The organism is uncultured Thiohalocapsa sp. (assembly GCF_913062725.1).
Lineage (GTDB): Bacteria > Pseudomonadota > Gammaproteobacteria > Chromatiales > Chromatiaceae > Thiohalocapsa.
In genome coordinates this window covers 72784-88260 of the sequence record NZ_CAJXWY010000003.1, presented here as the reverse complement: position 1 = coordinate 88260, position 15477 = coordinate 72784, and the positions used below count along the sequence as shown (strand labels likewise).

The 15477-nt window shown below is 68.4% G+C and carries 10 protein-coding genes; all 10 read right to left on the bottom strand.

Annotated elements, in window-relative coordinates:
• Window positions 1-41: 41 nt before the first annotated feature.
• Window positions 42-626: a hypothetical protein gene (locus tag QZ588_RS01475; protein WP_295538946.1), complete on the bottom strand. Its 585-nt coding sequence runs from the start codon at window positions 624-626 to the stop codon at window positions 42-44.
• 173 nt (window positions 627-799) lie between these two features.
• Complete coding sequence (typA, locus tag QZ588_RS01470) at window positions 800-2623, bottom strand: translational GTPase TypA (protein ID WP_295538944.1); 1824 nt, start codon at window positions 2621-2623, stop codon at window positions 800-802.
• 739 nt (window positions 2624-3362) lie between these two features.
• A complete protein-coding gene (locus QZ588_RS01465; RefSeq protein ID WP_295538941.1) occupies window positions 3363-4379 on the bottom strand; it encodes a lysylphosphatidylglycerol synthase transmembrane domain-containing protein in 1017 nt (338 codons plus the stop codon).
• 35 nt (window positions 4380-4414) lie between these two features.
• Complete coding sequence (locus QZ588_RS01460; protein ID WP_366929524.1) at window positions 4415-5371, bottom strand: lysophospholipid acyltransferase family protein; 957 nt, start codon at window positions 5369-5371, stop codon at window positions 4415-4417.
• 37 nt (window positions 5372-5408) lie between these two features.
• The gene (locus QZ588_RS01455; protein WP_295538939.1) at window positions 5409-5876 is read right to left on the bottom strand and encodes a hypothetical protein; all 468 of its coding nucleotides are present in this window, start codon (window positions 5874-5876) and stop codon (window positions 5409-5411) included.
• A 95-nt stretch (window positions 5877-5971) separates the two neighbouring features.
• Complete coding sequence (locus QZ588_RS01450) at window positions 5972-10258, bottom strand: translocation/assembly module TamB domain-containing protein (protein WP_295538937.1); 4287 nt, start codon at window positions 10256-10258, stop codon at window positions 5972-5974.
• A 62-nt stretch (window positions 10259-10320) separates the two neighbouring features.
• Window positions 10321-12111: an autotransporter assembly complex family protein gene (locus QZ588_RS01445; protein WP_295538934.1), complete on the bottom strand. Its 1791-nt coding sequence runs from the start codon at window positions 12109-12111 to the stop codon at window positions 10321-10323.
• Between the two features lie 436 nt (window positions 12112-12547).
• Window positions 12548-13372, bottom strand: a complete 825-nt coding sequence (locus QZ588_RS01440; RefSeq protein WP_295538932.1) for an ion transporter — start codon at window positions 13370-13372, stop codon at window positions 12548-12550.
• 254 nt (window positions 13373-13626) lie between these two features.
• On the bottom strand, window positions 13627-14616 hold the full coding sequence (glk, locus tag QZ588_RS01435; RefSeq protein ID WP_295538929.1) for a glucokinase: 990 nt from the start codon (window positions 14614-14616) through the stop codon (window positions 13627-13629).
• 273 nt (window positions 14617-14889) lie between these two features.
• Entirely contained in the window at window positions 14890-15465 is a 576-nt protein-coding gene (locus QZ588_RS01430; protein WP_295538925.1) for a hypothetical protein, read from the bottom strand.
• Between the last annotated feature and the right edge of the window lie 12 nt (window positions 15466-15477).

The window sequence follows — 15477 nt, the reverse complement described above, 5'->3', positions numbered from 1 at the left end:
CCCGACGGCCTTCAACAGCATCGACCTCGGCGCGGGGGCAACTAGGCGGCATCACCCCGGAGGCGATGACGCATCATGAGCCAGAACGTCACCGCGCCGGCCGTAATGCCCACCAGGTCCGCCGCCAACGGCAGGGTCTTGTCCACCGCAACGGCACCGCCGCCCCGGAATTCCCAGTACAACGCGCCGACCACCGCCAGCGCGACGCCCAGGATCGCACTGCGCGCGGGCGTGAGCCCTCGCCGCCACGCCGACGGCATGGTGTGCAGCGAGAAGTGCAGGAACACCAGCAGCAGCACCGCCACGATGGCAGCGTTGATCCACAGCGACTCTGCGACGCCCCAGGCGGCGCGCTCGGTGGCCGCGAGCGGGGCCACGCAGAGCAGTGCCAGCATGGGCAGTGCGACGCTCATGTAGACACGGATGCAGCGCGAGCGAAAGGCATCGGCGTAGGCGAGGGCGAGGATACCGCCGCCGGCGAAGATCAGCGCCCGGGACCAGTGCGCCCCGTCCAGCCCGAACAGGCCCCGCGGCGGCGAAGACACCCCGATGCCGAGGAGCACGAGCGCCAACAGCAGGGTGAGGAGGAAGGGTAGGCGTCGGCAGTCGGCCTGGGTTTCACTCATCGCGGATGCTCTGTCTCCGACTAAACGCGTCGCATCTGGGTTTTCGGTTGCCGCGGGCCTGTGCGATGGGCTCGCGGATGTTCTGCGGTGCCGCCATCGTCTTGGCCCCCGGGCGCGGGCATCCTACGGCGCCGTCGCAGAGCCATGATCGCCTGCGCGCGACGGACCGGACCCTAGCCCCGCCCCGCCCGCTTGCGCTCGTGCTCTTTGAGAAAGCGTTTTCTGATGCGGATCGCCGTCGGCGTCACCTCCACCAGCTCGTCGTCCTCGATGAACTCCAGGGCCTGCTCCAGACTGAACTTGATGGGCGGGGTCAGCAGGATGTTCTCGTCGGAGCCCGCGGCGCGGATATTGGTGAGCTGCTTGGCCTTGAGCGGATTGACCACGAGATCATTGTCGCGGGAGTGGATACCCACCACCTGCCCCTCGTAGACCGCGTCGCCCGGCGAGACCAGCATGCGCCCGCGCTCCTGCAGATTGAACAGGGCATAGCCCAGCACCTTGCCCTGGGCGTTGGAGATCATGGCGCCGTTTCGGCGCGGCGCGATGCCGCCCTGATTGGCCGGGCCGTAGTGGTCGAAAATATGGTGCTTGAGTCCGGTGCCGGAGGTGAGCGTCATGAACTCGGTCTGAAAGCCGATGAGTCCCCGCGACGGAATCTGATAGTCGAGCCGCACCCGGCCCCGGCCGTCCGGCACCATGTCCTTCAGCTCAGCCTTGCGCTCCCCCAGCGCCTGCATGATGGCGCCCTGGCTGGTTTCCTCCACGTCCACCGTCAGCTGCTCGTAGGGCTCACAGATCCGCCCGTCCATCTCGCGGAAGATAACCTCCGGGCGCGACACGGCGAGCTCGTAGCCCTCCCGGCGCATGTTTTCGATCAGAATGGACAGGTGCAGCTCGCCACGGCCCGACACCCGGAATTTCTCCGGATCGGTGCCCTCCTCCACCCGCAGGGCCACGTTGGAGATCAGCTCACGCTCGAGGCGGTCCTTGAGCTGGCGGGAGGTCAGGTATTTGCCCTCGCGGCCGGCGAAGGGCGAGGTGTTCACCTGGAAGGTCATGCTCACCGTCGGCTCATCCACCGACAGCGCCGGCAGGGCCTCCACCGCCTCCGGGTCGCACAGGGTATCGGAGACGTTCGGGGCCTCGATGCCGGTGATGGCGACGATATCCCCGGCGGCGGCTTCCTTCACCTCATACCGCTCCAGGCCGAGATAACCGTAGACGAGCCCCACCTTGGCACGCTGGCGGTCGCCGTCGCGCTTGACCACCACCACCTGCTGGTTCGGCTTGACCCTGCCGCGCTGGATGCGGCCGATGGCAATGGCACCGACGAAGGCGCTGTAGTCCAGGGTCGAGACCTGCATCTGAAACGGCCCCGCCGGGTCCACGGCGGGCGGCGGACAGTGCCGCACGATGGCCTCCAGCAGCGGCGTCATATCGCCGCCGGACACCGTGTCCTCGAGCCCGGCATAGCCGTTGATGGCGGAGGCGTAGACGATGGGGAAGTCCAGCTGCTCATCGCTGGCGCCGAGCTGATCGAACAGATCGAACACCTGATCGATGACCCAATCGGGGCGCGCGCCCGGCTTGTCGATCTTGTTGACGACGACGATGGGCCTGAGCCCGTGCTGGAAGGCCTTGCCGGTGACAAAGCGCGTCTGCGGCATCGGCCCCTCCTGGGCGTCGACCAGCAACAAAACGGAGTCCACCATGGAGAGCACCCGCTCCACTTCGCCGCCGAAGTCCGCATGCCCCGGCGTGTCGACGATGTTGATGCGGTAATCCGTGCCGCCGAGGGAGACATCGAGCGCCGTGTTCTTCGACAGGATGGTGATGCCGCGCTCCTTCTCGAGGTCGTTGGAGTCCATGACCCGCTCCACGGGCCCGAACCGCTCGCCGAGTGTGCCGGACTGCTGCAACAGCTTGTCCACCAACGTGGTCTTGCCATGATCCACATGGGCGATGATGGCGATGTTACGTAAGTTATCGATCACGTCGGTGTGAGTCCGGGGCTCGGTTCAGGTGGCTGCGGCGACGGCTGGCGCGCCGCCGGATCGAGGCGTGGTACCGCTGGCCTCTGGAAACAGCAGTGGTACCGATGGCCTGTGGATTTTCGGTTGCGGGGCGCCGGGTGGCGCCGGGCGGACTGCGTCAGGACGGCGGTGGCCCAATCGCGGGTGTGCAGCCGTTTGCGGGTGCGCAGTCTGCGCCGGCGCGAAGCCGCCGGGGGGCCTTCGGGTCATCGCTTGGCGTTGCTGCCATCGCGCAGGCGCAGGACGAGCGGCGCCCGGGCAACGACTGAGCCGCAGCCTGCCCCGCCAAAGCACGCCGGAGTATAGCCGGAACCCGGCGACTGCGGGCGTCCGCGGTGCACAAGCGCGCCGAAACGCAAGGCGCTGCGGTCCCAGAAATGTAAAAACAGCGTCTTGGGAGTCAAACCTGAGACCTATTCTGCCTTATTACGAGCAAGGCATTTGACTGTCATATAATCTTCGCAATCGCCAACATCTCCTGTGGATAAACCTGTGGAGAATCGCTGGGGGAGCGTGCTAAGCCCGCGAAAACAAGGGCGGCTCTTCGGATTGGATCATTGCTGACCAAGCTACTAAGTAACTGATTCTGCAGGTATCGGCGTCCTTGCCGACGGCTGTGCGGCGGCGCTGCGAGCAAGTGGCAACGATAAAGCCTGCTTGTGAACAAGCCAGACTGCGGGGACAAGACAAGCAGGCCTTGTCAACCGCCCTGCGGCCGCCGCGGAGCGCTGCCACCTTGCGCCGCCATCTCGGCGCTGACGTTGTGCTCTGCGCCAAGCCGGGCGCGCCCCACCGGCAGCAGCAAGGCCGAAGCCCCGAGCACCAGGGTGCTGCCGAGCAGGAACAGGTGCAGATTCACGCTCCCGGCCAGCGCCGCATCCACGGCGACGCCGAGGGGTACCATCGCCGCCATACCCGTGAACTCATAGGAGCCTGCGCCGGCGACGCCGTGAAAGGGCAGCACACTGGAGAGCTCCGCCCCCAGCACACCGGCGAGGCGTTGCCAGAGCGCCGCATCTACGAAGTGCCCCAGGATCAGCGCAAAGGCCAACAGCTTGCTACCCCAGCTGAGCAGGGTCCAGAGGTAGAGACGGGACAGTTGGCGCGTGTCCCGCGGCGCCGCCGCCAGCAGGAATAGCAACCCATGGCGCAGCCGCCCGGCGGGCAGCAGCGCCGCCCAACCACGTCGACGCAACGCCAGCCCGAGGGGCACGAGCGCCATCCACAGCAGCCCCAGCGCAGGCCACCACCAGCCCGACAGCCGCAGCCAGAGCACGAGGATCACAGCCAGTGCCAGGCAGTGGAGATCCATGAGTCGAATCCAGAGCAGCGATGCCCCGGACGCCAGGAAGCTGTGGCCGAAATAGCGGCGCATGAGCCAGGGAAACGTGACCTCGCCGAGGCGCATGGGCAGCAGATTGTTGGCGGTGTTGTGCAGCATCGACAGTCGCAGCACCGCCGTGAAGCGTCCGGCCACCAATGGGCCGAAATAGTCGTACACCCGCAGCCCACGCATGAGGTAGCTCACCGCAGTGAGGGCAAACGCCACCGTCAAGAGCCCGGGCGAAAGCGAGCGCCAGGGCGCGAGCAGCGCCTGCAATCCCACCCGATGGTCGACGGCGATCACGAGCCCGATCAGCAGGGTGAGGCCGATGAGCCAGTCACGTGCGCGCCCCACGCCCGCCCGCCGGGAGCGCTGCCCAACGGTACGGGGCACGTCGTCTGGAGCGCTGGGGGGTGAATGGGCGCCGCTCACGGACCGACCTCGTCCGCCGGCGCCCGGGGACGCCGCCGACGCGCGCGGCGGCGGGATGCCGGATAGACGGACGGCGCTCCTGCTGGGCGTGTCTTGAAGCGCCGATGGACCCAAAAATACTGCGCCGGCATGCTGGCCAACTGCGCTTCGATGACCTGATTCATGCGCGCGGCGTCGGCGGCGTCATCGCCGCTCGGAAAATCCGCCAGGGGTGGCCCGAAGCGCAGTTCCAGTCCTTGCCCGCCGGGCAGGAAGCGTGCGAACGCAGGCACCACCGCCGCCCGGGAAAGCCGCGCGATGCGCCCGAGTGTCGGCACCGTCGCCGCCGCCACACCGCAAAACGGCACGAAGATGCCCCGCCGCGGTCCCGGATCCTGGTCCGGCAGATAGAAAAACGGCGTGCCGCCGCGAATGCGTCGCAGCAGCCCGCGCAGATCATCGCTGCGCTCCACCGGCACGCTGCCGAAGCGCGTGCGCCCGTGGCGCACCTGGGCATCGAGCACCGGTGCACGGATGCGCTGGTACATGTACATACCCGGATGCACCAGCGCCGTGAAAGCCGTGCCGCCGAGCTCCAGCCCCACGAAATGCGGCACCAGCACGATCACCGGTCGGTTGGCGGCGAGACAGGCGTCGATGTACTCGCGCTGGACGATGCGCACGATGCGCGCCAGACGTCGCCGCCCGGCATGCCAGCTGAGCCCCTGGCAGAGGGCGGCGACCCCGAGCCAGCCAAAGTGTGCGCGGACCAGACGTGCCCGCGCGCGACGATCCAGCTGCGGCTGGCATAAAGCGAGATTCGCCCGGGCCACCGCACGCCGGCCCGGCAGCACCAGCCAGCCGACCCGTCCCAATCCGTGACCCAGCGCCCAGAGGACACGAAACGGCAACAGCGCGAGCAGTGAAAAAAGCCCCACCGCGATCCAGGCGGGCCAATGCTGCGGTGCGGCCAGGCGCCAGTCCCGCAGCGCGGACGCGGGCCGGTCGCCGCTACTCGAACCAGGCCCGCTCGATGCGCTCGACATAGGGCAGATCCGCAAGGCGCCGCAGCACGACGGCAAAGTCCGGGCCCCGGGTATTGCCCAGCACCAGGACCTCCTCGGGCCCGCAACCGATACGCCCGGGCGTACGCGGGTGGAAACGAGCGCTATCGTCGATGGCCCGCACTTCGGCCGCGAAGCCCTCGCCAGCGGGGATACAGAACTCGTAGTCCAACGCCCGCTGACCGCCGGGTGGGCCGACGAGGCCGTCGGCGTCCATGTCGCGCATATCAACGCCGATCATGCCCACGATAGGCACGTGCAGCTGCACGGCCAGCGCATCCGTCACGGGCAGCATCAGCAGGACCACCACCACCGCGGCGTAGCCGCCCAGCGCCTGAGCGGCGCGGGCGGTGAGGCCTGCGTGGGCGCACTCGCGGCGAGCTGAGCCGGTGTTGGTACCTGTCGCAACTGACATGGACGCTTCGGGAGGGGGCGAGTGAGCGGGCCTGTGATCTTCAACCCAATGACGACCCAGATCAAGCCCACAACCGCGAGAGGTCCACGTCACCGTCAGTTCTCGAACTTGAAGAAGATGTCCGCGCCCTGGCTGTCGCCGGTCTCGGTCTGCAGCTCGATGTTCTTGGATAGGTCGTAGCGCATCTTGACGCTGTCCTTCGTGTCGCTGGTGGCGCCCTCGTATTCCATATACAGCTTGGGGGCGACATAGGTGCCAACGGCGACGGCGCGCTTGTCCGCCGCGGCATCGCGCTTCGGCGGGATGCCGGTGACCAGGTACTGGGTCACCTCCGCCTGTGTCAGATTCGGATCCGACTCCGAGAAGAAGGCGAGCTTCGGGTTGCGGATGGTGCCGAGCACCTGTACGCCGGCGCTGATGTCGCCGCCCACGCGCTGCGCATTGAGAATGAGCCCCGGATTGCCGATGGGCGTCTTGGCGAAGACCAGGAAGCCCTGCTCGATGGTGAGGGGCTTGCCGATGGCGGTCATCACCCCGAGTGCCGGCAAGGTCACGCGATAGCTGCCGTCGACGATCTCGAGCTGGCCGTCGCCGAGGAGCTCGCCTTGGGGTGACTTCAACACCCGCAGCTCGCCCTGCAGGCGCCCGCGCAGCCCGAAGGCGTCGATACTCACCTCGTCGCCGAGCCTGGTGAGCACATTGATGCTCAGGGGTGCGGCGCCGTCGCCCGCCGCCGGCGCCTCCATGACCACATCCGGCGAGGGCTGCACGGCGCCGGTGGGTATCGTGCGCGGCTTGATCCGCGCCTCGGGCACTTTGATTGTTCCCTGCACGGCGGTGCCCGCGGCGCCCACGCCGACGCTCATGTCCAACGAGACCAGCGCGAAATACTCGCTGCTGTCCGCCACCCTGAGATTCTGACCGCTGACGCTGATCTGTGCAGCCGGCGGGTCGGCGCCGAGATCCACCTCGCCGGCGAGCGTCACACGACCACCGCCGATGTCCGCACCGCCGCTCAGCACCCAGTCATCGGCACTGCGGCTCGCGAGTGTCAGGTCCGTGTTCGAGAGACCGAAACCGTACAGCGGCATCTGCAGTCCAAGCCCCCGCACCCGCAGCTCGCCGCGCAGATCCGGCTGCCCCAGCGTGCCCGCCAGGCGCAGATCGCCGTCGATATCGCCGCTGACGTTGGTGATGTCCGGCAGCAGATTCGACACCCGCGCCAGGCCGTCCAGCGAGATCTGCGCATCGCCGCGTAACGCCTGTGCCGCACCGGTGTCGAGCCGGAACCCGGGCAGCGACACGTCCGCGCGAAGACCGCCCAGATCGGTCACCGGCAGATCCAGGCGCGCCTCGAGCCCGCCGGCGCCCGCATTCAGGTCCAGCCGGGTGCTGGAAAACACCAGGCGCTCGTCAGCCTGCGCCTCGCCCTCACCCAACGCCATGCTGAGCTCGCCGGTCGGGACCTCCACCCGGGCGCTGCCGGTGAGTCGGTTGCCCTCACCGGTGAAGCGCGCGTTGGCGCGCACATGGCCCGTCGCGACCATCAGCGGCGGCAGCAGCGCATTGAACACGTCGAGCTCGAGCCGTTCCACATCCAGCGCTGCGGTGAAGGTTCCCGGTTGACGCTGCTCGAGCTCGGCACAGCCCGCCGACCCTTCGCCATCGCCCAGGCAGAGCGGCCCGAGCGCGATTGCCCCCCCGGCCAGGGACACGTCCGCGGGCCGCTGCAAGGTCCAGGTGCCGAACTCCTCCGTCGCCAGCGCCAGCGTCGCGAGCCGCGCGGCATACGCACCGTCCGCACCGAGCCCGCCGCCGGCCGCAAGCTCCAGCGCCAGCAGATCACCGCTGACGGCGGCGCGCAGCTGATGCTGCGCCATGCGCCCGCCACCCGTCACGGCGAGCGTCTCGAAGCGCTGGCCGCCAATGATGAGGTTCTTGCCCTGGATGTCGACCTCGAAGTCGTCATCCGGCCCGAGGCCGACATCGGCGCGGGCGGTCACCTCGGCGATGCCCTGCGCGTTCAGCTCCGCATCCCGGCCTTGCAGGTTCACGCGCACCCTGGGGGCGGCGGTCGTGCCCGCGACCTCGCCGGCGATATCCAGGCTGCCTGCGGCCCCCGGCAGCAGCGCGGCGAGGTCCGGCGAAGCCAGATCGAAGCGCAGGCTCACATTGTCATCGCTGACGCCTCCCGCCGCGGTGAGCCGCGTCGTGCCGGAGCCGGCGCTCAGGCTTCGCAGCGTCACGTCATGGCCCGCCATGCCGAGCTCGGCGGCGAGCCGCACCGGATAGCCGCGCAGGGTGCCCGCAACGTCGCTGATGCGCGCGCTCAGGTCGGGTCCCTGCGCCGTGAGCCGCCCGCTGCTCTCCAGGACACCGTCGATGCGCCCCGGCCAGTCCGCGAGCACGCTGCCGGGATTCAGCGCCGCCAGCCGCAGCGCCGCCTCCCATTGCACCGCCGGTGACCAGGTCAGGCGCCCCTCGCCGCTGATGCGTCCATCCAGCACTTGGATGTCGAGGGTTTGGAGCGCCGTCGCTTGGCCGGTGCCCGTACCGCGCAGGTCGACGACGGCGGGCGGATAGCGGGCGAGCTCGGCACTGCCCTGGAGACTGTACTCGAACCCCGCCTCGAGCCCCCCGGCGCTGTTCAGCGCAAAACCCAACCGACCGGCCAGGTCCGGATACCGACGGCCGGGATCGAGGTCTTCGGCCCGCAGCGCCAGCTTCCAGGTCAGCGTTGGCGCCCAGGCGACCTCGCCGCCGCCGTCGATGCGCCCGCCCAGGGTCTCCACCGTCAGGGTCCGCAGGTGCACCTGCTTGCGGTCGCCGCCGCCGGCGAGGTTGACCACCGCCTCGGGGTAGGCGATCAGTCCCGCGCTCAGGTTGGCTCCAAAGCTGTAGCCATCCTCCAGCCCCCCCTGGGCGTTGGCCTTCATCGAGAGGGTGCCGTCCAGGCCTGGAAGCTGGCGCCCCGGGTCCAGATCGGCGGCCGTCACGGCGAGGTCCCAGGTGACTGCGGGTGCCCAGGCGACGGTGCCCTTGGCCTCGATGCGCCCGCCCAGGGTGTCGATGGACAGGGCGTCGATGCGGGTATCCCGCGCGCCGGCGCGACCGGCCAGTGCGAGCGTCGCCGGCGGGATATCCGCACCTTGGACTTCGCCGTCCAAGCGGTAGTCGAAGGCGTCGAGGTCGCCGCTCACGGACAGGGTCCCCGCGGGCGCTGTCACCCGGGCATCGCCGATGAGCGGCCAGCGCAGCTGCTGCCACCGGCCGCTGACGCTGAAAGCCGGCACGTCACCCGCCAGGTCCGCATGGCCGCCGAGATCCAGCATGGCCCCGGATGCGCGCTCTTGCAGCTTCACGGCGTTCAGCGTCAGGCGCTGCTCGGCCCAGATCAGGTCCAGTGCGGCATCGAGCTGGCCGAGCGCGCCGATGTCCGGTGCCTGGCCCTGGAGCGTGCCGGTCAGGGTGGCGCGCTCGAGGTCGCCCCGGGTCTCGAGCCGCGCGCTGAGATCCACCGCCGGTGCATCGCCGACGACGGCGGGGAGGTCCAGGCGGCTCAGCGCCAGCTCGCCCGTCCAGGACGGTGCCTTTAGCACATCACGCACCGTCGCCGTGAGGGTCAGATCCGCCGCGCCCTGCACCTGATGGGCGATACGCAGTGCGGCGAGATCGCCTTCGAGGCTGCCGGCGCCGGTGAGCGTCAGCGCCGGCGGACGCCGGAAGCGCCAGTCGAGCGCGAGCGACACGGGATAGTCGCCGGTGAGACGGATTTCACCCGTGGCACTGGCGCTGGCCTCGGGCTGCGCGAGGTCGGTGCGCAATCGACGCAGCGCGACCCGGTCGCCGTCGGCGCTGGCGGACAGCTCGGCGCGGGTCACATGAATGGCCGCCGCGGGCGACGCGTCCTGGCTGCGAATACGCACGTCCTCGATGAGCACGCGCCCGACGTCCACGGCGACGGGCAGGCGGATCTGCGGCAACGTGAAGGGCTCGGCGGGGGGCTTGTCCTGTGCCGGCGGCTTGGTGACCACGTCGATGTCGCTGGCGCTCAGGTCGACGACGCGCAGCTGCCCCCGCAGCAGTGCAGTGGGCTGCCAATCCAGGTGCAGCCGACCGAGGCCGAGCGCGAGGCCGGGCAGGTCCAGCGACAACTGGGTGACGGTCAGCTCGCCGAGCACGCGACCGTCCACGCCGCCGACCTGCACCTGCTCGGGCGCCAGTTCCTCGGCGACGGCGACCGCCAGACGCAATCCGGTCTGCGTACCGAGCACAAAGCCCAGCCCAAGCAGGAGCACCAGCATCAACAGACCAATCAGCCGCAACAGCAGCCCGAGGAGCGGAAAGCTGATGAGGGAGCGACTGGCGGTGCGCTTGGCCATGCGTGAGCTATTCGTGTCGCGGCCGCTCGGCCGGCGGGTGGCAGGAGAGCATCGGTGCGCCATTACAAGTCCGGGCCGAGCCCGAGATGGAGTCGAAAGCCCGCGGGCTCCTTGGTGATGGCGTAGGCCACATCGACCCGCACCGGACCGATGGGCGTGCCGAAGCGCAGCCCCAAGCCGGCGCTTTGCTCCCAGTCGGCGTTGTAATCAGGGTCGAAAGCATTGCCGAAATCCGTGAAGACCACGCCGCTCCAAGGCCCCTTGATGGTGCGTTGGTACTCCAGGCTGCCGACGGCGAGGAAGCGCCCGCCGACCACCTGCCCGGTCTGCGGGTCACGCGGCCCCAGGGCGTCGAGTCCCCAACCGCGGATGCTGGTGTCGCCGCCGGCGAAGAAGCGCTGACTCGCGGGCACATCGCGGATGCTGGTGGCCCAGGTCGCACCGAGATTCATGCGGCCGATGAAACGGTTGTCCACGCCGAGAGAGCGGATGGCCTTGTAGTTCGCACTGCCGCTCAAGTAGCTGGTCTCGGACAAGACATTCCGCGCGGTGCCCTGGAGGAGCATTTTCAGGCGGTAGCCGTCTTTGGTGTTGATGGGGTCGTCCGCCACCACCCGTGACCAGGACGCATGTGGCACCAGACCGGTGAAGCTGTCGCTGTCGGCCTCGGCCACCCGGTAGTCTTCGTAGCGATACTCGAGTCCGAGGTTGCGGCGCCAGCCGCCGGGGGTAACCACCGATTGGAGCGCCCCCACCTTGAACAGCGTCCCCTGGCGGCTCGCCGTGTCGAAGGCGTAGATCTCGGGCCGCAGCTGCACGTAGTCCGCCACCGGATTGCGAAAGGGAATGCGGTACTCGGCGACCAGGGACTGGGTGACCGGCGCGATCTCGAGCTCCGCCTTCAGCTTGTGCCCGCGCGGACCGATGTAGCGGCGGCGGTAATCCAGACTGAATCGCGGCCCCTGGTCAGTGGCGAAGCCGACGCCGACGCGGTACTTGTTGGCCTTGTTGCGCTCGGCCACCACCCGGATGGGCACCCGGCGGTCGGCTCCGGCTTCGTCCTTGAGCGGCACGATTTCGATGTTGCGGTAATACTCCATGCCGATGAGTCGCCCCTGCAGCCCGAGCAGCACGTCCGGGTCGTAGACATCGCCCGGCGCGAAGTCCACGAACTTCTCCAGATACTCGTCGGCGAGCAAGTCCTGCCGGAAGCTCACCGGGCCAAAATACCAGCGCGGGCCGGTCTCGAGATGAAACTCGATGTGCGCCTCGTAAGCCACCGGATCGATGAGCACCACGTGGCGCACCAGCGCCGCATCCAGATAACCCTGTTCCGAGGCGATGGTCGTGATCTCGCCCTTGGCCCGGTCATAATCCGCGTGCAGCAGCACGTCGCCCGTCTGCATGGGGAAGACTGGCGGGAAGGCCGGATTCTCGGCCCCGGGGCCCGTGATCCGGTAGTCCACGGAGCCGATTGTCACCGGCTCACCGGGGTCGATGCGGAAGCGCGCCACCCAGCGTCCATTCGGATCATCCGGGCGCTCGAGACGGTCGTCGACCTGCACGCGGTAGAGCCCGAATGGCGCCAACGCATCGCGGATCTGCTCCGGCGCCCGGCGATAGAGCGCAAGCAGACGCGCCACCGTCAGCGTGCTGGATTGCTGTTCCTGGTGGATGGCGAGCAGCGCCAGCACGTTGCTCCTGTGCTGCCCTGCGACACCCGAAACCTCGACCTTGAGCGACAGTGCATGCGCCGCCGGCGGCAACAGGAGCCCGCAGAGCCACAGCAGCGCCAGTATCCGCCAGCGCCCGCGGCGAGACACACACCAGCGCTTTCGGGCGGTTGCATCCATGGGGAAGATACTCGTACGCTCGATGGAGCATGCAACACTCGTGTCCAACTGTCTGTCGTCCGCTCACATGCATTATCGGCCGCCAACCGACACACGGTTGTGTGGTGGCTCGCAGCGGTTTCGATACCAGCAACGCCGTGGCACATCCGGCAGGAAGGCATCCACGGCGTTACCACCAGTCGGCGCCCAACCCGTCAATCCGGCGTCCACCACTCTCCGGCGTGAGCAGTAACGGGCTGGTTGGTGACCGGCGGAGGCGTCGACGGCGGGGATGTCGTCATCGCGCCTACGGGGTTGGTCCCACGGCGTCCTCCGCTGGCCGCCAACCGGCTGGCAACCACCAAAAGCCCGGCTATGGCGGGCACAAATACAGGACACTCAGCGACGACGGTTGTGACGCAAGCGTCCAGGCTGACCACCGCATCCCATGGCCGCCTCATGGCCGCCGCTGCGCGCTGTTCAGCGCCTCCTGCAGGGCGGCGACCGCCTGCTGCAGACTACGAAGCTCCGCCAGCAAGCGGTCGGTGTCCGCGTGCATGGCGCCCTCCATCTCGCGGCGCTCGGCGGCATGATCCGCGTCGTGCATGGTCTGCATGGTATCCACGATGATGCCAATGAACAGGTTCAACATGGTGAAGGTCGCGATCAGGATGAAGGGCACGAAGAAGGCCCAAGCCGCCGGATAGGCCTCCATCACCGGGCGCACGATGCCCATGGACCAGCTCTCGAGCGTCATGATCTGAAACAAAGTGTACATGGACGCGCCGAGACTGCCGAACCATTCAGGAAAGCGATCGCCGAACAGACTCGTGGACATCACCGCAAAGACATAGAACAGCAGCAGCATCAGCCCGGCGATGGAGGTGATGCCGGGCACCGCGGCCAGCAGCGCCTCCACCACGAACCGCAATCGCGGCACCGTGGAGATCAGCCGTAACACCCGCAGCACCCGCAACGCCCTCAGCACCGCCAGCGGGCCGCTGGCCGGCACCAAAGCAATGAGCACCACAGTGAAATCGAAGACATTCCAAGCACCGCGGAAAAAGCGGGGCCCGAAGGCAAAGAGCTTGAGACCAATCTCCACGACGAAGACTGCCAACGCTGCCCGGTCCAGCGCCTTCAGCAGCCCACCCCAGTGCGCCGTCAGCGCATCCGAGGTCTCCAATCCCAGCGTGATCGCATTGACGATGATCACGATGATGATGACACGCTGCACCGGCGCGGACTCGATCCAAGCGCCGATACGCTCGCGGGATGGCATACGGGAACCCCTTATCATGCAGGACTTTGTTCGAATGACGGGTGCAGCATCGGCGTGGCGCCCGCTGCGCCCCGCGTGCCGGGGAGACAGTGCCATTGACCGTGCAAGACAGTGCACACGCGGCACGGCGCCGGGGCGGTCGCTGTCGGGAAGCGATGCCGGTGCTTGCGGCCTACATCCCAGGTCACGCACCTACGGTGCGCCAGCCGTCCCGCACAGCGCCACAGCGGCGGGCGTGCGGCCCGCCGGGCACCTCACTCGCGGGCAGCAAACCGGGCTGCGCCGAGCAACGGTGCCTGCTGGTTCATGATGACACGCACGGGCATCCGTTCCATCAGCCCGTGCATGCGACCCTTGTCCAGAAAGCCTGCCAGGAAGTCGCCCGCCTGCAACAACGCCAGATTCTTCGGCGCGATGCCGCCGCCGAGATAAACGCCTCCCAGGGCCATCAGTTTAAGCGCCGTATTGCCCGCCTCCCGGCCGTAGAGAAGCGCGAACAGGTCCATCGCCTCGGTGCATGGATGTATGCCCTCTGCGGCGCACAGCGCCACGGCTGCGGGCAGGTCGCCGTTGTTTGCCATGGCCTCGGCCACCGCCGGCGGATGCTCGGCCTGGTGCCAGGCCGCCAGAAACTGGTAGATGTTGCCGATACCCATACCAGAGACCAGCCGCTCCCAGCTGACACGCCCGTAGCGCTGCTTGAGGTGCTCGAAGAGGGCGAGCTCGCGTGCGTCTGCGGGGGCAAAATCGGTGTGGCCGCCCTCGGTGGCGAAGGCGTGATGGCGCGTCCCGTCCCAGTAAAGCCCGGCTTCGCCGAGACCGGTGCCGGCGGCGACTACACAGGCATTCCCGACGCTGTCGGGCTCACCCGCCTGGAGCGTGGCGAGATCCTCTGCCGCGAGCGCGGCGACCCCCCAGGCCACCGCCTCGAGGTCGTTCAGGAGATGGACGCGGCGAAAGCCCAGCGCCTGCGCCAGTGCGGCGGCGTCCAAACGCCAGGGCAGATTCGTCGTCTTGCTGCGGCCCTGCACCACCGGACCCGCCACCGCGAAGCTGGCATGGTGACAGGCGTGGTGCCGACTCTGGTCCGTATCGGCCAGGTAGCGACGCACCAGGGCCGCAAGATCCGGAAAATCCTGGCTCGGATAGCGTGCCGGTTGCGCCAGGGTCACCGCATCGCCCACCACATCTGCCAGCGCGAGGCCGGTCTTGGTGCCACCGATGTCCCCTACCAATACACGCATGTCTCGCTCCAGTTGCCAACGGTTGCCCGACTCGGATCATAACAGGGTGACAGCAGCCTTGGCCCCAGAGGTGGCCATCGCCGCCGAAGCCCCCGCCGGCCGCCATCCCGATGGATCGCATGGGGACAAGGCCGGGCGAGGACGACAAAACGCCGCGGCGCATCCGCCCCGGACGGCGTCGGTGGTCGCGCTCAGCAGACTCCAGTCGCCCATCGTCGTACCCGCGTCCCTGGGGGCGCGATCACCGTTTTCGAGGGCCTCAGCCCAGTGCGGCTAGGGCGCCGCACCAGGTCGGTTGGTCACGAACCGAAAGGGCGCGGCCAGGATGGCGTTGGGCAGATGCAGCAGTACCCGCGCCTCCCAGCGCATGCGCTCGCGCACGCAGACCGGGAGCATGGCGGTGGCGGCGTAACGGCTGGGGTCGCCGGCCACTGGCATGAGGGTCACCCGGTTGTAACCCATGTCCATATCGACACCCGTGAAGTCCAGTTCCATACGCTCGGGTACGGGCAGACCCTGGAGGCGAACATTGACGTCGAGTGGCCGGGCGGTGGGCATGCCTCTGGGACGGATATCGAGCCGGACACTGCCGCCGTCGGCGAAGCGGACAGTGCAAGCCGCAGCCCTGATGTCGCAGGCCGCGTCCAGCGGCGCGCGCTCGGCGATGGCGGGAAAGAGCACCGGCCAGGCCTTATGGACGGCGACGCCGATCACCAGGGCGGCGAGCAGGGCTGCGGCGCCCCAAAGCCAAGCGCCCCAACATCGGGCGCCGCGAGGATCATCGCGGTTTGTTGGGGAGGGCGCCGGACCAGGCACCATGGATGCGTCGGGCTCGGAATCGGTGGACAAGGATCACCACGA